Here is a 17,000-nt window from a genome sequence, read left to right on the forward strand (position 1 = left end):
CGCCGTTGCACAGCATGCTGGGCTTGCGGGCGCTGGTGGAAACGATGGCGGAACTGGGGGTGCCTGCACGGACATTGCTCGCAGGGACCGGCATCTCGCCCAACCTGCTGGGCGACAGCCAGGCGCGCATCTCGGTGCGCCAGAAGATCAAGTTGTTCAGCAATGTCCAGCGGTTCACGCCGGACCCGGCCATCGGGCTGATGGCTGGCCAGCGCCAGCGCATTTCAGACTTGGGAGTGTTCGGCTATGCAATCCTCAGCAGCGCAACCTTCGGCAAGGCGATCGACTTTGGCATTCGGCACGTTCGCCTCGCGGGGCCGGTGATCGAGAAGAGTTTCCGGGTCGAGGGGGATGTGGCCATATTCGAGGGGCACGACACCATCGACCTTGATGACCTGCTGCCCATCGCCAGCGAGTTCTGGTTCGGCTCGATGCAGAGCCTGATCTCCCACACCCTGGGTCGGACCTTCGATGCGCACCGCCTGTTGCTGCCGTATCCGGCGCCGGCGCATGCGCACCGGTACTCCGAATTCCTTGGCTACCCCGTCGAGTTCGATGCGCCCGTCATGCAATGGCATTTCGACGCGTCCATGCTCGACCTGCCGCTGCCCGCCGCCAATCCGATCATGGCCGAGGTCTCCACTGGCTTTTGCGCGCGAATGCTCGAAGACATTCGCGGAGAGCACGAGTTGATCAAGCAGATCAAGGAGGCATGCCTGAACAGCGTGGGCGGCATTCCCGGGCTGGAGGACATGGCGAGCCGGCTGAACCAATCGACCCGCACGCTGCAGCGGCGCCTGATGGAAGCAGGCTGCCGATACCAGGACGTCATTGATGACGTGCGGCGGCGCCTGGCGATCGAGTATCTGGAGCGCACGACGATGTCGGTGGAGCAGGTGGCCGAACGCAGCGGCTTTTCCGATGTCTCCAACTTCCGCAAGGCATTCAAGAAGTGGACCGGGCGGACGACGGCGTACTACCGGGCGCGCCGCCATTGATCGACGCCAGGACCCTTTCAGTTCTCGACGAACCGCACGCCCCCCAGCAGCAGCCCCCGAATGCGCTCCAGCTCATCGTGGCGAACGATGTCGATCGGAAACACCGCGCTCTCCGACAGCCCGCCGAAGCTGCGGTCGACGATGCCGGCCTCCGTCAATTGCGCCAGGCTCAGGCGTGGGTCGATGGCGCAGGACTTCACCACCACCAGGCGTTCCGCGTTCAGCCGTTGCGCGAGTTCCAGCGCGATGCTGTCGGAGGTGACGTTCCAGTTGGTCTGGGCGGTGCCGCGTTCGCGTTGCAGTTCGAAGGGTAGCCACAGGGCCGTCTGTCCCTTGTGCAGCACGCGGCGGATGTCGGTCTTGGTCCGCACGAGTTGCAGCGCGGGATTGAGGCCATGCATCAGGTAGGCGGTTTGCGCCATCGCCAGGATGGCCATGTTGTGCGCATTGAGATCGCTGAAGCGCCAGTGCGCCTGGGCCTGCCGGACTGCATCGCCGAAGGCGCCTCCGCCGCAGACCACGATGACGCGCCCGCCACCGCAATCGGCCAGCAGGCTGAGCCATGCAGGGAGGAGGGGGTTGGTGGTGAGGCTGCCGCCGAGCTTGACGATCCACATGCTCAGGGGTCCATGTCGAAGAGCGCGGCCACGGCCACGCTGGGGGCGCAGACCTGGGCCCAGTCCTGCATCACCTGGCGCTCCGTGCCGGCGGGCGCTGCGACGCGGGCGACGTCTCGGCCATAGGCGAGTTGGCGGTGGGTGGCGCGTGGCAGCGGTGCGTCGGCCGTGGCCTGCGCGACGAGATCGCCGACCAGGAATGCGCCGCAGCCGGCGCTGACGATGACCGCGTCGTCGTCCAGGCCGTGCGTCACGATCACGCGGCGCATCTCGTCGGCCAGCAGGGCGATCTGCGCGGCTCGCCACCTGCGCGCGAAGGCCAGCCATTCGTCATCGGTTGCATCGCGCCTGTCGAGGCCGATCATGCGGGCCAATCGTTGGCGGGTTGCGTCCAGGTCCTTGGGCGCGCTGTCGGCGCTGGGGTGCTGGTCGTGCGCCGGGTCGAGTTCGCCGGTGAGGCGGTAGACGTCGGCGGTGGTCGCGAAGAACTCGTTCATCACGTTGTGCGGCGTGCCGCGCCAGTCGATGCGATGGGCCAGCGCGCACAGCGGCGTGCGCACCACGCCGTGGTAGACCAGTTCACCGCTGGCCAGGCGCTGGGCATCGGTGCGGTCGGGCGCGAGCACGCGACCGTGGCGGAAGGCGATCAGGTCGGTGGTCGTGCTGCCGATGTCCACGAGCAAGCCGGTGTGGTAGCGCAACGCGGCATGGCGTGCGGTGGCGAGCCAGTTGGCCGACGCGATGGCGTCCCACAGGGCAGGCACGTCGGCGACGCGGCCCCATCCGGCGTCGCCCGCGAAGAAGTGCAAGGAGCCGGGGCCGCGGGCTGAAGCAGCGGGGGATTCGAGCGAGCGCGCCAGTTCGCCCGCGATCCTGCACACGCCGTCTTCACGATTCGCGAACAGGTCGACCATCTCGCCAGTCATCGTGACCGCATGCCGCGCCGCCGCCATTCCGTGCCAGCGTTGGCGCGCGGCATGCAGGACGGCATCGAGCCGGTCCATGCCCAGCCACAGCGGGCAGGCCCACTGCGCCACGTCGCGCACTTCGCCGCCCTGCAGCATGCAGGCCTTGACGTGAGCCCCGCCGATGTCCCAGCCGATGACGGTGCGCTCAGGCATGGACCACCCTTTGGGCGTCGGCCGGCGCGGTGCCGTGGCCATGCGCGGCGATGACCTCGCGCGCCAGGTTGCGGCCCAGCGAATGCGACAAGCCGGCATAGGCGCAGGTCACCCGCGGGTTGATCTCGATCACTACCGGACCGCGCTGCGCGTGCCACACCACATCGACGCCGACGAAGCCGCGCAGTCCGGATACGGTGCGGCCGATGCGTTCGGCCAGCGCGCGGAGGGTGGCGATGCGGTCGTCGGTCGCAGCCATGACGTTGACATCGACCCCGAGGAACGAGACCACACCCTGGGCATCGATGGTCAGGTGCTGGCGGTTGACGCTCAGCAGTTCCGTGCCGCCGCGGCTGCAGAGAAGCGACAGGCTGAGCGCCTCGCCCTCGACCCAGGGCTCGATCTCCATCGCTGCGCTGGCGGGTGCATGGCGGGACGCGTTCACCGCCGCGGCTCGGGTGTGGTGCAGGCTGGTGGCGACGGCACCGGCGCCGTCGTCCGGCTTGACCACCCAGCGGGTGATATCGGCCGCGCCCTCGAACGCCAGCGGGGTGGCGATGCCGGCATCGGCCAGCCGCAGCAGTGTGCTGCGCTTGCGGGTTGTCAGCGCGATCGCGGGGCCGTCGCATCCCAGCCAGCGCTCGCGGCCGACGCACTCGCAGAACTTCGACAGCAAGCCGTCCGTTTCCGGCGCGACCACCCATGCCAGGTCATGCGCAAGGCTGTGGCGGGCGACGAAATCTAGGGGTGTCTCGCCGTCACGCGCGAAGACCGCATGCGCCGCCGGGGGCACCGTCGAAGCGCGCTTGCATGTGGCGACCGTCACGTCATAATTTTCCAGGCCCAGCAGGTCGAGCACGATGGCATCGCGCATCTGCTGGCCCATGGCCAGCAGTTCGTCGGCGGCGTGCCGCGCTTGCGCGGTGTCGCCGGCCATCTCTCCACCGGCGCTCAGGTGTTCGTAGACGAAGATCCGCTTCATGACCCTGATGCTCCTCCAATCGTTCGTTCGTTCGACATGAACCTCATTCCGGTCATCGACCTCATGCAGGGCCAGGTGGTACGCGCCGTGCGCGGCAACCGCCAAGCCTATCAACCCGTGGTGTCACGGCTGTGCGGCAGCAGCGACCCGGTCACCGTGGCGAGCATCCTCTGCGAGCATTGCGCTACCCGGCAGTTGTACGTGGCCGACCTCGATGCCTTGCTGGGGCGGCCCGCGCAGTGGACGGTGCTGCGCGACTTGCTGCAAGCCTTGCCCTCGCTGGAGCTGTGGCTGGACGCCGGCTTCGCCGATGCGCATGCGGCCGATGCGCTGCGGCTGCAACTCGGCAGCGCGGGAAGCCGCATGGTTCCGGTGTTCGGCAGCGAATCGCTGGCATCGCGCGCGGCGCTTGCGCAGTGCTTCGGCGGTGCGCGATCCGGCGAGGACGGCGTGCTGTCGCTGGACCGGCGCGACGGCCAGCGGCTGGACGCGGCGGGTTGCTGGGATGAGCCAGTGTTGTGGCCGCGTCGCGTGATCGTGATGACGCTGGAGCGCGTGGGCGCCGGGGCCGGGCCTGACCTGCAGACGCTGGTCGAAGTGCAACGAAAGTCGCCATCGACCTTCATCGTGGGCGCTGGCGGGATTCGCGACGAAAGCGACCTGGCGCAAGCGCGCGATGCCGGCGCCGGGGCCTGGCTGGTGGCCAGCGCGTTGCATGACGGGGCGCTGCCCCGCGTGCGCGGCTGACGATACCGGGGATGGCTTCGCCTCATGGCGATGGCTGCATCACGATTCGTGCCAGCGCAAACGACAGTGGGCCCTGACCGCCAGTGACACGCGCGCCGCTAGAACTGCAACATGAGCGCGACACAGTGTCTCGGTTCTGGGGGATCCACTCGCGATGGCAAAGCCACGTCGCCTTGCGAAGGTTCGGCCAGTGCACGCCGCCGACGCTGCGCTTGCCGTGGCACGTCGCTTGCTGCCGGGATGGAAATGAACGAAGCCGTTCCCGCCACCCCAGGGGAGTCGACACGATGGACCTGTCCCATGTGCGTGCTGCTGTGCGACGACCTCGGCGCGCGGGTTGGCGCTTCGCTCGAGCTGGTCGAGGGTGATTGCCCGAGTGCGCGCGAGGGGCTCGCGCGATTCCCGGCCAGCCCTTCGACGGCCAGGCCGCAGGTCGGCGGCAAGGACTGCGAAGTGGCCGATGCCGTCGCAGAGGCATGCCGGATCCTGGCGGGCAGCGGACAGCCGCTCTTCGGCGGGCTGGGCACCGATGTGGCAGGAGCGCGTGCGCTGTATCGGCTGGCTTGCGCGACGGGCGCGATCTGCGATGCAGCCAACGGCGACGCGTTGATGCTGGGTGTGCGCGCGCTGCAGGATCGTGGCGGCTTCTCGACCACGCTGGCCGAGGTGCGCAACCGCGCCGACCTGATCGTCTGCGTGGGCGGTCTTCCGGCTGGCGATGCGGCGGGGTTCTTCGATCGGTGCGGCGTGGGCGAGGCGGTGGTGCCGCAGCGGCATGTGGTGCTGCTGGGCGGCGATGCCGGTGAGGTCGACGCGCTCGCGGCATGGGGCGCGCGCCCGGGGGTCACGACGGAATCGGTGCCGCTGCTGGGCGACTTGTTCGGAACGCTGGCGCTGCTGGCGGCGCGTGTCGCCGGGCGGGCGGCGCGCGAGGCGCCGCCTGCGCTTGAAGCCTTGGCCAAGCGCCTGCTCGCGGCCCGCTACGCGGTGATCGTCGGGCAGACCGATCGACTGCCGACACAGGGAGACCTGGTCATCGAAACGGTCGGTCGCATCGTCGCCAAGCTGAACGCCGGCACGCGGGCGGCCGCGATGTGGCTCGGTGGAGGCAATGGCGCGCGGACCGTCAACGAGGTGTTCACCTGGCTGTCGGGCCTGCCCTTGCGTTCGCGCGCCGGGCCGGGCGGCCTGGAGCATGAGCCCCTGTGCTTCGACACGCAGCGCCTGCTGGACGAAGGCGCGGTGGACAGCCTGCTGTGGGTGTCGAGCTTCGATGCCGGCTGTGTGCCGCCGCCGACCGCGCTGCCGCTGATCGTCCTGGGACACCCCGGGCTGGCGCCTGCAGCCGCACGCCCGGGCGGCGTCTTCATTCCGGTGTCGACGCCCGGCATCGGATCGCCCGGCCACCTCATTCGCACCGACGGCGGGGCGGTGCTGCCGCTCGCGGCGCTCTATCGCGACACGCTGCCGACGCTGGATCACGTGCTGGTCGAACTGACGCAGGCCGTGCGGTCCGAGCGTGCGAGGAGCGCCACGTGAGCAGCTTGCGATTGCGCGGCGCGCGGGTCATCGACCCCACGCAGCAGGTCGATGCGGTGCGCGACCTGTGCGTTCAGGATGGCCGGATCGAGGTGCTCGATGCACGCGATGCGGTCGACCTCGACATCGATGCGAGTGGCTGTGTCGTGATGGCCGGCGGCATCGACATGCACACCCACATCGGCGGCGGCAAGACCAACCTGGCGCGCCTGCTGATGCCGGAGTTCCAGCGTGCCGATGGCGATCCGTTCGCGTTGCCGGCCAACCCGCTGGAACTGGCCTCCTGCGGCGGCTGCACGCCCGGCACGCTGGCTACCGGCTATCGCTATGTGGAGATGGGCTACACGGCGGCTTTCGAGCCCGCGATGATCGCGAGCAACGCACGCCAGGCCCACATGGAGATGGGCGACACGCCGATCCTCGACCACGGCGCCTACGTGATGCTGGGGAACGACGAGCTGTTCCTCCAGTTGCTGGCCGAGGGCGGGGAGGGCGGCCGCAACTTCGAGACCATTCGCGACTACATGGCCTGGACGATCCATGCCACCAAGGCGATGGGTGTGAAGGTGGTCAATCCGGCGGGCATCTCGGCATTCAAGTTCAACCAGCGCAAGCTCGATGTGGACGAGCCGCATGTCCATTGGCAGGTGACGCCGCGCCAGGTGGTGCAGACCTTGACGCGCGCGCTGCGAGAACTCGGCGTGCCGCATCCGCTGCACATCCACGGCAGCAACCTGGGTGTGGCCGGCAACATCGAGTCGACGCTGGAAACCATCCGCGCCCTCGAAGGCCTGCCGGCGCACCTGACGCATGTGCAGTTCCACGCCTATGGCACGGAAGGGCCGAAGAAGTTCTCGTCGGCGGCGTTGCAGCTGGCCGAGGCGGTCAATGCGAATCCGAACGTCAGCATCGACGTGGGGCAGATCATGTTCGGCCAGACCGTCACGGCCTCGGGCGACACGATGCGCCAGCATGCGCAGTCCGGCTTTGCCAATCCGCGCAAGTGGGCGGGCAGCGACATCGAGTGCGAGGCCGGCTGCGGTGTCGTGCCGTTCAGGTACCGCGAGCAAAGCTACGTGAACGCATTGCAATGGGTCATCGGGCTGGAGATCTTTCTGCTGGTGACCGACCCGTGGCGTGTGGTGCTGACCACCGACCATCCGAACGGCGGGCCGTTCACCAGCTATCCGCACCTTATCCGCCTGCTGATGGACCGCAGCTTTCGCGAGGAGCAACTGGCGAAGCTGCATCCGGAGGTGGCGGCCCAGTGCGCGTTGAAATCGATCGCGCGGGAGCTGACGTTGAACGAGATCGCCATCATGACGCGCGCCGCGCCCGCGCGCTTGCTGGGACTGCTCGACCGGGGCCACCTGGGCGTGGGCGCAGCGGCGGACATCGCCGTGTACCGCGAGCAGGCCGATCGCGAGGCGATGTTCGCGACGCCGGAGTACGTCTTCAAGGATGGCGCGATGGTGGCGCGCGGCGGAAGGATCACCGCCGTGCGGGTCGGCGGCACGCACTTCGTCGAGCCCGACTTCGACCTATCCATCGAGAAGACCTTGCGCAGGCATCTCGCCGCGCACGGTTCGGTGAACTTCGATCACATCGCGATGGGCCGCGACGAGCTGTGCCGTTGCTGCAATGGCGGGCGGTTGTTGCCGGCTGCTTGTTTCAAGGGTGTGTCATGAGCGCAGCGCCGGGCCGCCCCAAGCAAGCTCGCGCCCCCTGGGGGGGCAGCGAGGACACGAAGTGCCGAGCGTGGGGGCAACGATGACCGCCGTTCCGACGAGGGTGCGCAACGGCGTGCAGGTCGACGACACCTTCGCCGAGGCGTTCCCGATGAAGGCCACGCGCATCCTCATCTCCGCGCACAACCTCACCTGGGCGCGCCATGCGGCCGCGTCGGCGACGGGCCTGGCCACGTCGGTCATCGGCTGCGGATGCGAGGCGGGCATCGAGCGCGAACTGGCCCCCTCCGAGACACCCGACGGACGGCCCGGCCTCAGCGTGCTGCTGTTCGCGATGTCCGGCAAGGAACTGGCCAAGCAGGTCGAGCGCCGCGTCGGCCAATGCGTGCTCACATGCCCGACGACCGCGGTCTACGCGGGCATCGCCGAGGGCGAGGCGATTGCGCTCGGCAAGAACCTGCGCTTCTTCGGCGATGGCTGGCAGATGTCGAAGGTGATCGACGGCGTGCGCTATTGGCGCGTGCCCGTGATGGATGGTGAGTTCGTGGCCCAGGAGACGACCGCGGTGGTCAAGGGCGTGGGTGGCGGCAACCTGCTGCTGCTGTGCACCGACACCGACAGTGCGCTGGCCGTCGCGGAGGCTGCGGTGCTGGCGATGAAGGCGCTGCCCAATGTGATCATGCCCTTCCCGGGCGGCGTGGTGCGATCGGGGTCGAAGGTGGGCAGCAAGTACGCCGCGCTGAGTGCATCGACCAACGACGCGTTCTGCCCGAGCCTCTACGGCCTGGTCAGCGGCAGTGAATTGACGCCGCACACCCGCTGCGTGATGGAGATCGTGATCGACGGCCTGACCGAAGCCGATGTCGGCGCAGCGATGCGCGTGGGCATGGAGGCCGGCATTGCGCTCGGCGCAGGCAAGGGTCTGTTGCGCATTTCAGCGGGCAACTACGGCGGCAAGCTGGGGCCGTTCCACTTTCATCTGCACAAGCTGCTCGATGCGGGGGCGCAGCCATGAGCGGCTGGCGATTCGCGCTCAAGTCCCAGCCTGCGCTGCGGGTGGACCTGCGCGGCGTGACGCCTGCGGCGCTGAGCGGGATGTCAGCCGGCGATCTCGAGCGAATCACCGTGGGCCATGGCAACGCCTTCGTCCCGCTGGCGGAGTTCTTCGGCATCACGCCAAATGACGGCGACGAGGCCCTGGTCTTCGACGGCGACCTGTCGCGCTTCGATCGCGTGGGCTGGAAGATGGCGGGCGGCAGCATCCGGGTGACGGGCCCGGTCGGCCACTACACCGGTGGCTGCATGAGCGCGGGCGAAATGCTGGTCGAAGGCCGCGCGGGCCTTCTTGCCGCATGCGAAATGGCAGGTGGCCGCTTGACCGTGCTGGGCGACGTGGGAGATTTCGCGGCCGGCACTCTGCCGGGCAGCCTGGACGGCATGCGCGGTGGTGCCTTCATCGTCAAGGGCAATGCGGGGGCGCGCTTCGGCGACCGCATGCGGCGCGGCAGCGCGATCGTGCATGGCCACGCCGGCGACTTCCTCGCTTCGCGCATGGCGGCCGGGACGATCGCCGTCGGCGGGAGTGTTGGCGCGCATGTCGGGTACGGGATGCGGCGCGGCAGCGTGGTGCTGGCCTCGGCGCCCGCGGGGTTTGAGCCTGCAGCTACGTTCGTTCCAGCCATCGCGGCGGTTGATGTCATCTGGCAACTGCTGGCGCGCGATCTCGCTCGACAGGGCGGGCCGTTCGCGACGCTGGCTTCGAGACGCATCGAGCGGCACCTCGGTGACCTCTCGGCCGACGGCAAGGGTGAACTGATCGCCGCAAAATAACGGCGATGACATTGCAAATCTCCCGTCCATGCTTCGCGCTGCTCGACGATCGCGACGCGACGCGCGAACGGCCGACGAGCCGGCTCTACCAGGGCCTGGTGCGCGAGCACTGCTGCACCGATCCAGCCGCGCTCGATGGGATGTGGGCTCAGGTGGATGCGGACCTGCGCAGCGGCTTGCATGCGGTGCTGCTGATGGACTACGAATGGGGCGCCAGGCTGCTGCGGGCGGGGCATGAGCGGCTGGCGCGTGACGATGCGTCCGCGCTGCGCGTGCTGGTGTTTCGCGATCTCGCGCGACTCTCGGCCGACGAGGCAAACGAGTGGCTCGAAGGCCTCGAGTGCGGAGGCACTTCGGCGACTGGCGTGATGAACCTGTCGCCCAGTGTCGATCGGCCGGCGTTCATGGAGGCCATCGCGCGGATTCAGGAGGCCATCGCCGCTGGCGAGACCTACCAGGTCAACTACACCTTCAGGCTGCATGGCGAAGCCTATGGTTCGCCGGTGGCGCTGTATCGCAGCCTGCGCCGGCGCCAGCCCGTTTCCTATGGCGCGCTGATCGCGTTGCCGGCGAGCGAACGAAGCGATGCGGTGACGCATGTGCTCTCCTGTTCGCCGGAACTCTTCCTGCGCCACGAAGAGGGCTTGCTCACGGCCCGGCCGATGAAGGGCACGGCCTCTCGCGTGTCCCGCGCGCAGGGCCCTGAAGGCGACAGCGAGGCGGCGCGCCACCTGGCCATCGACGTCAAGAACCGGGCCGAGAACGTGATGATCGTGGACCTGCTGCGCAACGACCTGGGCCGCATCGCGCAGGTCGGCAGCGTGGAGGTCAGGGACCTGTTCGCCATCGAGGACCACAGCACGCTGTTCCAGATGACATCCACGGTGCGGGCCCGCCTGAGGCCGCAGATCGGGTTTCCGGATGTGCTGCGCGCCGCCTTTCCGTGCGGCTCGATCACGGGCGCGCCCAAGCACCACACGATGCAATTGATCGCCGGCCTGGAGACGACGCCGCGCGGGCTCTATTGCGGCGCCATCGGCTGGATGGATGCGCCGCAGGGCGGTGCGAAGGTGGGTGGGTTCTGCCTGTCGGTCGCCATTCGCACGCTCACGCTGGGGCGTGAATCGCGAGGCCTGCGACCGGTGCGCCTGGGCATCGGCGCGGGCATCGTGGCGGACAGCCGGGCCGAGGACGAGTTCGAGGAATGTCATTTGAAGGCGCGCTTCCTGACGGGTCTGGACCCGGGCTTCGAGTTGTTCGAGACGATGCTGGCGGCCTCGGAGGAGGCGGGTGCGCGGCCCGTTGTTCACCACCTCGATCGGCATCTGGCACGCATGGCGCACAGCGCGCGTGTGCTGGGTTTCGGTTTCGATCCGGCTGAAGCGAAGGCAGCGTTGGCGGAGCGCACGCTGGCGTTGACACCGGGTACGCGTTGGCGGCTGCGTCTCGCGCTGCGCCACGATGGTCGGCTGCAACTCCAGCATGCACCGCTCGCGGCGCTGGCCAGCGAGACCGTCATGCTGCGGGTGACCGACGAGCGCCTGCCCCGCTTCAATCCATTGGCCGCACACAAGACCACGCTGCGCAGGATGTATGACGAAGGCGTGCGCGCGGCAGAAGCTTGCGGCGCATTCGACAGCCTGTTCTTTTCAGAAGACGGCCGCCTCGTCGAAGGCGGTCGCACCTCGGTGTTCCTGAAGATCGAAGGGCGGTGGTGCACACCGCCGGTCAGCGACGGCGCACTGCCCGGCGTGATGCGCGCCTGCCTGCTTGAAGATGGCGCGCTGTGGGGCGCCGTCGAACGCAGCATGACCATTGCAGACCTGCGACGGGCAGAGGCCGTCGTCGTCTGCAACGCGCTGCGCGGCGCGTTGCCCGCGCAACTGCTGCACCAAGCCGTCCCAGACTCCCCCGTCGAATGGAAACCATGAGCACGCTGGACATCGTCGGCCTCTGCGGCAGCCTGCGCGCCGCCTCTCTCAACAGGATGGTGTTGAAGCTGGCCGCGTCGTCGATGCCGCAGGGCATGGCGATGGAAGTCGTCGAGTGGCGCGACGTTCCGCCATTCGACGCCGACCTTCTTGCCGCGCAGGGAATGCCGCCGCAGGTTGCCGCGCTGCGAGAGCGCATCCGGCGCGCCGATGGGGTGGTCATCGCGACGCCCGAATACAACTTCTCGATCCCCGGCATGCTGAAGAACGCGATCGACTGGATCAGCCGCGGCGAGGACCAGCCGTTCTCGCAGATGCCGGTGGCCCTTCTCAGCGCGACGCCTGGTCCACGCGGCGGCGCCGGGGTCCAGTACGACTTGCGCAAGGTGCTGCTGTATGTCAACGCGATGACCTTGGTGAAGCCCGAGGTGTTCGTCGGCGATGCGGCTGCGAAGTTCGATGCAGCGGGTCTTTGCACGGACGAAAGTACGCGCAGGGTCGTCACTGGGCAGATGGAGGCCTTTGCCAAGTGGATTGCCGCAGTCCAGCGGATGAACTGAGGGAGACTGCCGGGTGTCCCGTGACGATGGCGCTCGGCATCACGTCATCGCCGGGGATGTTGTTGCAAGCGAGCCGGAGCATCGATCGATCCGGGTCTCGTGCGCTCAAGCCGCGCGGGCCAATGCCGAGAAATCCGCGATGACCCGATCAGGCCGGCACTGCTCGATCGGCGCCCCCATGTTGTAGCCGTGAGGCAGCAGCCACACCTCGACGCCAGCGTTACGCGCGGTGGCCGCGTCGATCGACGAATCGCCGACGAATAGCGCGCGCGTCCCCGGCACGCCGAACTCGTGCAGGCAGGCGTGCACGCAAGCCGGGTTGGGCTTCTTGGTCGGCAGGCTGTCGCCGCTGATCACGCGGTCGAAGCTGTCCTGCAGGCTGTGCACGTGAAGCACGGTCTCGGTGTAGCGGGCTTCCTTGTTGGTGATGACGGCGAGCTTCACGCCGCTGGAGCGCAAGTGGGCCAGCGCTTCGCGCACCCCCGCATACAGGCGACTGCGCGTGCCGCAGCGTCGCTGGTAGTGCCTGTCGAAGATGGCCGCCGTGGAGGCCAGGCTCTCGTTGCCCCGCACCGCCGTCGCATCCGTGCCAGTGGCGAAGGCCAGCGCTTCGATCAGCAGTTCATGCGTGCCGTGCCCGATCCAGCGCTCCGCCTGCGCCTGGCCCACGGCGGGCAGTCCGAGGTAGCGCAAGGTGTCGTTCACCGCATCGCAGATCTCCGGCGCGGTCTCGACCAGTGTGCCGTCCAGGTCGAACATCACCAGGTCGTATGGGAAGGCGATCGTTGATTGCATCAGATAGCACTCAACGCCCGCTGGCGCCGTTCCATCATCCGCCAGATGAAGGGCGTGAAGATCAACTGCATCGCCAACTCCATCTTTCCGCCGGGCACGACGATGGTGTTGGCGCGCGACATCCAGGAGTCATGGATCATGCTGAGCAGGTACTGGAAGTCGATGCCCTTGGGCTGGGCGAAGCGGATCACCACCATGCTTTCATCGGCCGTCGGGATGGTGCGGGTCGTGAAGGGGTTGGAGGTGTCGACGATCGGCACGCGCTGGAAGTTCACGTGCGTGTGGTTGAACTGCGGGCAGATGTAGTGCAGGTAGTCGGGCATGCGCCGCAGGATCGTGTCGGTCACCGCCTCGGTGCTGTAGCCGCGCTGCGTCTTGTCGCGGAAGAGCTTCTGGATCCATTCCAGGTTGATCACCGGCACCACGCCGATCAGCAGGTCCGGATGCTGCGCGACGTTGACCTCGGGCGTGACCACTGCCCCATGCAGGCCCTCGTAGAAGAGCAGGTCGGTGCCCTCGGGCAGCTCTTCCCAGGGCGTGAAGGTGCCGGGTTCCTGTTCGTAGGGTGCGGCCTCGTCGGCATCGTGCAGGTACTTGCGATGCCGGCCGACGCCTGTGGCCGCATAGTCGCGGAACAGCGCCTCCAGTTCGGGGAACAGGTTGTTCTCCGCGCCGAAGTGGCTGAAGTTCATGTTGCCGGCGCGCTCGGCCTCGGCCTGGCGCTGCTTCATTTCCTTGCGGTCGTAGCGGTGGAAGCTGTCGCCTTCGATGATGGCGGCGTTCACGTTCTCGCGCCGGAAGACATGCTGGAAGGTCCGCGTGACGGAGGTGGTGCCGGCGCCTGAGGAGCCGGTGATGGCGATGATGGGGTGGCGTTCGGACATGGGTTCCTTGCGTGGTCGGACGTCAGGCGCGGAACAGGCTGCGCTTGCCGAACAGGGGGCTTTCCAGTTCCGCCCCGGCCGGTTCGCGGTGGTAGCGCTCGATGCGCTCGACCTCGCTGCGCGAGCCGAACACCAGGCCGATGCGCTGCTGCATCGATGTCGGCACCACGCCCAGCAAGGGCTGGCGCCCGGTGCTCGCACGTCCGCCGGCCTGTTCCATGATGAAGCCGATGGGGTTGGCTTCATGCAGCAGGCGCAGCGGGCCGACCTTCATCGGGTCGCGGGTGTCGCGCGGGTACAGGAAGACACCGCCGCGCATGAGGATGCGGTGCGCCTCGGCCACCATCGAGGCGATCCATCGCATCGTGAAGTCCTTGCCGCGCGCACCGGTCTTGCCGGCTTGGCATTCGTCGACGTAGCGCTTGACCGGCGCTTCCCAGAAGCGGCTGTTGGAGGCGTTGATCGCGAACTCCTCGGTCTCTGGCGGGACCTGGATGTCCGGATGGGTCAGCATGAACTCGCCGAGGTTGGGGTCCAGCGTGAACCCCGCCACGCCGTTGCCCACGGACAGCACCAGCATCGTGGTCGGCCCGTACAGCGCATAGCCCGCCGCGACTTGGGCCGCGCCCGGCTGCAGGAAGTCGGCTGCCATGACGTCGCGCCCGCTCTCGATCACCTCCGGCGGCGCGCGCAACACGCTGAAGACGCTGCCCACCGACACGTTCACCTCGATGTTGCTCGAGCCGCCGTCGAGCGGATCGAACACCAGCAGGTAGCGCCCGCGCGGGTGCTGCGCGGGGATCTGGTGCGGCTCGCTCGCATCCTCCGACGCCATGCCGGCGCAGTGGCCGCCCCAGTCGTTCATGTGGGTGAAGACCTGGTTGCTGATGACGTTGAGCGGCTTGCGCGTTTCGAGCTCGCCGCTGAGCTGGCTCGTCGCATAGCCCAATTCGCCGAAAGCGACCGCGCGAGCGATGGCCTTGCATGCCAATGCAACGTCGAGGATCAGCGCATTGAAGTCGCCGCTCGCGTCCGGAAATCGGCGGCGTTGCTCGATGAGGTAGCGCGTGAGCGTGGCGCGTTGGGAGAGGGGCATGGCGGTCTTTCAAGGTTGCTATTGGGTTTGCGCCGCCGCGTGCCAGCTGCGGAGGTCCGCGATCGTCGTGCCTTGAAGGCTGGGCAGGATGCGCAGCGCGCCGGCGAAGTCGTGGTGGGCCGTGAAGGCGTTGGGCGTGACGACTGTCGCCAGCCGTGCCGCACGCGCAGCCTTGAGTCCGTTGGCGGAATCCTCGAAGGCCAGGCATTCGGCGGGCGGCAGGCGCAGGCGCTGCAAGGTCTGGAGGTAGACCTGTGGATGCGGCTTCTTGTGCGGCGCGGTCGACGCGTCCTCGATCACCTGGAAGTAAGAGGACCAGGCCGGCCCGATGGCCGAGCGCAGCAGCGCGACGATGTTGACGGGCGAGGTCGTGGTCGCGATGGCCAGGTGCAACCCTTCGTTGAACGCCGACTCGATCAGCTTGAGCACGCCCGGACGCAATTGGACGCTGCCCTCTTGGACCCTGCGCTCGTAGCCGGCCGTCTTGTGGTCATGGATGTGTTGCACGGTGTCGGCCAGCGCGCCGGCGTCGATGGCCCTGATGTCGCCGCGCGTCTCCCGCCAGTAATGGGTGATGCGCTCCTTGCCGCCGGAGACTTCCAGCAGCCGCGTGTAGAGCGGTACGTCCCAATGCCAGTCGAGGCCTGCTTCGGCAAAGGCCTCGTTGAATGCGGCGCGATGGGCGTGCTCGGTATTCGCCAGCGTGCCGTCGACGTCGAAGATCAGTGCGCGCAGGCGAGGGGAGGTCATGGGGAGGTTCCTTGGGGGGCGGGCCGGGCACAGCCCGGCCCCGGGGGCTCGTTGGTAAACACGCGGCTGGCCAGGATGTCGCTCGCGGCAAGGGTGCTGAGCGCCTCGGCCGTCAGCGGGCTGTCGCGGTCGGCGTACAGGCGGCTGGCCTGGCGCAGGCGTGCACGGTCGAGCGCATTGCGCACGCTGCGCGCATTGGCGAAGTGAGGCTGCGCGATGCGCCGCTGCAGGTAGGCGTCGAAGGCTTCACGCGCGCCGGCGCCGAAGCGGTAGTGCGCGGATTCGAGTTGCAGCCCGGCGATCTGCAGCAGCTCGGCGCCGTCGTAGTCCGGAAAATCGAGGTGGTGCGCGATGCGCGAGCTCATGCCGGGGTTGGACTGGAAGAAGGTATTCATCCGGTCCTTGTAGCCCGCGAGGATCACCACCAGGTCGTCGCGCTGGTTCTCCATCACCTGCAGCAGGATCTCGATGGCCTCCTGCCCGTAGTCGCGCTCGTTGTCCGGGCGGTAGAGGTAGTACGCCTCGTCGATGAACAGCACGCCGCCCATCGCCTTCTTCAGCACTTCCTTGGTCTTGGGTGCGGTATGGCCGATGTACTGGCCGACCAGGTCGTCGCGCGTCACACTGACGACGTGGCCCTTGCGAACGTAGCCCAGGCTGTGGAGGATCTTCGCCATCCGCATTGCCACCGTGGTCTTGCCGGTGCCGGGATTGCCGGTGAAGCACATGTGCAGCGATGGCGCCTGCGCGGCCAGGCCGTGCTGTGCGCGCAGCTTGTCGATCACCAGCAGCGCGGCGATGTCGCGGATGCGGGACTTGACCGGCACCAGGCCGATCAGGTCGCGCTCCAATTCGTCCAGCACCGACTCCACCTTGCTCTCTGCCAGCACGTCGGCGACCGAGCGCGGCCGTATCGGCGCCGTGGGCTCAACCGCCGCCTCGGCCGCCTCGGGCATGGCGGTGGCCTTGGCGCCGGGTATGGCGTAGAGCGGTGCGGTCATGCGAGTGTCCTGCTGTCGTTCAGTTGCCGTAGCGCTGCGACTCCGGCCGCTCGGTGGCGTAGCTGCGCACCGTGTAGCGCATGGTCCGGCCGTTGGACTCCTGCCGCACCAGGCCGAATCCGGGCTCCTCCGCGGGCCGGTTCACGATGAAGCTCATCGTGATGGTCTCCACGCCGCGCGTCGAGTCGAAGGCCATCATGCGGATGTAGTGGCTGGGGAAGGCCTTGCGGCAGGCCTGCAGTTCCATCATCACGCCCGCCGCGTCGTGCAGGTCGAACATCGGCGCGCCGTGCATCTCCCAGTAGGTGTTGCGGGGGTGCGGGTCGTCGGTGTACTCGACGCTCCAGGCGTAGCCCTTGTCGAGGCCGTACTGGATCTGCGCGGTGATCTCGTCGTCGCTGAGGTCGGGCAGGAAGCTGAACTGGCCTTGCGTGATGCGGCCGGTGGGGTTGGTCATCATG

The 17,000-nt window shown here is 68.0% G+C and carries 17 protein-coding genes; 8 read left to right on the plus strand and 9 right to left on the minus strand.

Annotation, left to right across the window (positions count from 1 at the left end; all coding sequences use genetic code 11):
• Positions 1-44 precede the first annotated feature (44 nt).
• Positions 45-998, plus strand: a complete 954-nt coding sequence (locus HB681_RS10830) for an AraC family transcriptional regulator (RefSeq protein WP_256734915.1) — start codon at positions 45-47, stop codon at positions 996-998.
• A gap of 17 nt (positions 999-1,015) precedes the next feature.
• On the opposite strand, the gene HB681_RS10835 is transcribed toward HB681_RS10830, so the two are convergent.
• Genes HB681_RS10835 through HB681_RS10845 form a run of 3 tightly spaced genes read right to left on the minus strand, consistent with a single transcriptional unit; the run spans position 1,016 to position 3,718 of the window.
• On the minus strand, positions 1,016-1,615 hold the full coding sequence (locus tag HB681_RS10835) for an aspartate kinase (RefSeq protein WP_213954810.1): 600 nt from the start codon (positions 1,613-1,615) through the stop codon (positions 1,016-1,018).
• Positions 1,616-1,617: 2 nt separating this feature from the next.
• Positions 1,618-2,736, minus strand: a complete 1,119-nt coding sequence (locus HB681_RS10840) for a hydantoinase/oxoprolinase family protein (RefSeq protein ID WP_213954811.1) — start codon at positions 2,734-2,736, stop codon at positions 1,618-1,620.
• Entirely contained in the window at positions 2,729-3,718 is a 990-nt protein-coding gene (locus tag HB681_RS10845; protein WP_213954812.1) for an ATP-grasp domain-containing protein, read from the minus strand. The genes HB681_RS10840 and HB681_RS10845 overlap by 8 nt, the downstream gene beginning before the upstream one ends.
• A gap of 36 nt (positions 3,719-3,754) precedes the next feature.
• Between HB681_RS10845 and HB681_RS10850 the strand changes: the two genes are divergently transcribed.
• The 7 genes from HB681_RS10850 to HB681_RS10880 all read left to right on the plus strand — a co-directional run bounded on the left by HB681_RS10850 (position 3,755) and on the right by HB681_RS10880 (position 12,013).
• Positions 3,755-4,465 carry a HisA/HisF-related TIM barrel protein gene (locus HB681_RS10850; protein WP_213954813.1) on the plus strand — a complete coding sequence of 237 codons (711 nt, stop codon included), beginning with the start codon at positions 3,755-3,757 and terminating at the stop codon, positions 4,463-4,465.
• A 300-nt stretch (positions 4,466-4,765) separates the two neighbouring features.
• A complete protein-coding gene (locus HB681_RS10855) occupies positions 4,766-6,004 on the plus strand; it encodes a formylmethanofuran dehydrogenase (protein ID WP_256353995.1) in 1,239 nt (412 codons plus the stop codon).
• The gene (locus HB681_RS10860) at positions 6,001-7,692 is read left to right on the plus strand and encodes a formylmethanofuran dehydrogenase subunit A (RefSeq protein WP_213954815.1); all 1,692 of its coding nucleotides are present in this window, start codon (positions 6,001-6,003) and stop codon (positions 7,690-7,692) included. Before HB681_RS10855 ends, HB681_RS10860 begins: the two co-directional genes overlap by 4 nt.
• An 82-nt stretch (positions 7,693-7,774) precedes the next feature.
• Complete coding sequence (gene fhcD, locus HB681_RS10865; protein ID WP_213954816.1) at positions 7,775-8,707, plus strand: formylmethanofuran--tetrahydromethanopterin N-formyltransferase; 933 nt, start codon at positions 7,775-7,777, stop codon at positions 8,705-8,707.
• Complete coding sequence (locus HB681_RS10870) at positions 8,704-9,522, plus strand: formylmethanofuran dehydrogenase subunit C (RefSeq protein ID WP_213954817.1); 819 nt, start codon at positions 8,704-8,706, stop codon at positions 9,520-9,522. Before fhcD ends, HB681_RS10870 begins: the two co-directional genes overlap by 4 nt.
• Positions 9,523-9,527: 5 nt before the next feature.
• Positions 9,528-11,453, plus strand: coding sequence for a chorismate-binding protein (locus HB681_RS10875; protein WP_213954818.1), 1,926 nt, complete (start codon positions 9,528-9,530; stop codon positions 11,451-11,453).
• Positions 11,450-12,013, plus strand: a complete 564-nt coding sequence (locus HB681_RS10880) for an NADPH-dependent FMN reductase (protein ID WP_256353994.1) — start codon at positions 11,450-11,452, stop codon at positions 12,011-12,013. Before HB681_RS10875 ends, HB681_RS10880 begins: the two co-directional genes overlap by 4 nt.
• Positions 12,014-12,118: 105 nt before the next feature.
• Here HB681_RS10880 and HB681_RS10885 read toward each other — a convergent pair whose 3' ends face one another.
• Genes HB681_RS10885 through HB681_RS10910 form a run of 6 tightly spaced genes read right to left on the minus strand, consistent with a single transcriptional unit; the run spans position 12,119 to position 16,999 of the window.
• Positions 12,119-12,808 carry an HAD-IA family hydrolase gene (locus tag HB681_RS10885; protein ID WP_213954819.1) on the minus strand — a complete coding sequence of 230 codons (690 nt, stop codon included), beginning with the start codon at positions 12,806-12,808 and terminating at the stop codon, positions 12,119-12,121.
• The gene (locus HB681_RS10890) at positions 12,808-13,692 is read right to left on the minus strand and encodes a phosphoribulokinase (RefSeq protein WP_213954820.1); all 885 of its coding nucleotides are present in this window, start codon (positions 13,690-13,692) and stop codon (positions 12,808-12,810) included. Before HB681_RS10890 ends, HB681_RS10885 begins: the two co-directional genes overlap by 1 nt.
• Positions 13,693-13,714: 22 nt before the next feature.
• Positions 13,715-14,788 carry a class 1 fructose-bisphosphatase gene (locus tag HB681_RS10895; RefSeq protein WP_213954821.1) on the minus strand — a complete coding sequence of 358 codons (1,074 nt, stop codon included), beginning with the start codon at positions 14,786-14,788 and terminating at the stop codon, positions 13,715-13,717.
• 18 nt (positions 14,789-14,806) lie between these two features.
• Positions 14,807-15,538, minus strand: a complete 732-nt coding sequence (locus tag HB681_RS10900; RefSeq protein ID WP_213954822.1) for an HAD-IA family hydrolase — start codon at positions 15,536-15,538, stop codon at positions 14,807-14,809.
• Positions 15,535-16,539, minus strand: coding sequence for a CbbX protein (gene cbbX / locus HB681_RS10905; RefSeq protein WP_213954823.1), 1,005 nt, complete (start codon positions 16,537-16,539; stop codon positions 15,535-15,537). Before cbbX ends, HB681_RS10900 begins: the two co-directional genes overlap by 4 nt.
• A 19-nt stretch (positions 16,540-16,558) precedes the next feature.
• On the minus strand, positions 16,559-16,999 hold the full coding sequence (locus HB681_RS10910; protein ID WP_213954824.1) for a ribulose bisphosphate carboxylase small subunit: 441 nt from the start codon (positions 16,997-16,999) through the stop codon (positions 16,559-16,561).
• Position 17,000 lies beyond the last annotated feature (1 nt).

The sequence above is a fragment of the Variovorax sp. dw_954 genome (assembly GCF_018449755.1).
In the GTDB taxonomy this organism is placed as follows: domain Bacteria; phylum Pseudomonadota; class Gammaproteobacteria; order Burkholderiales; family Burkholderiaceae_C; genus Variovorax.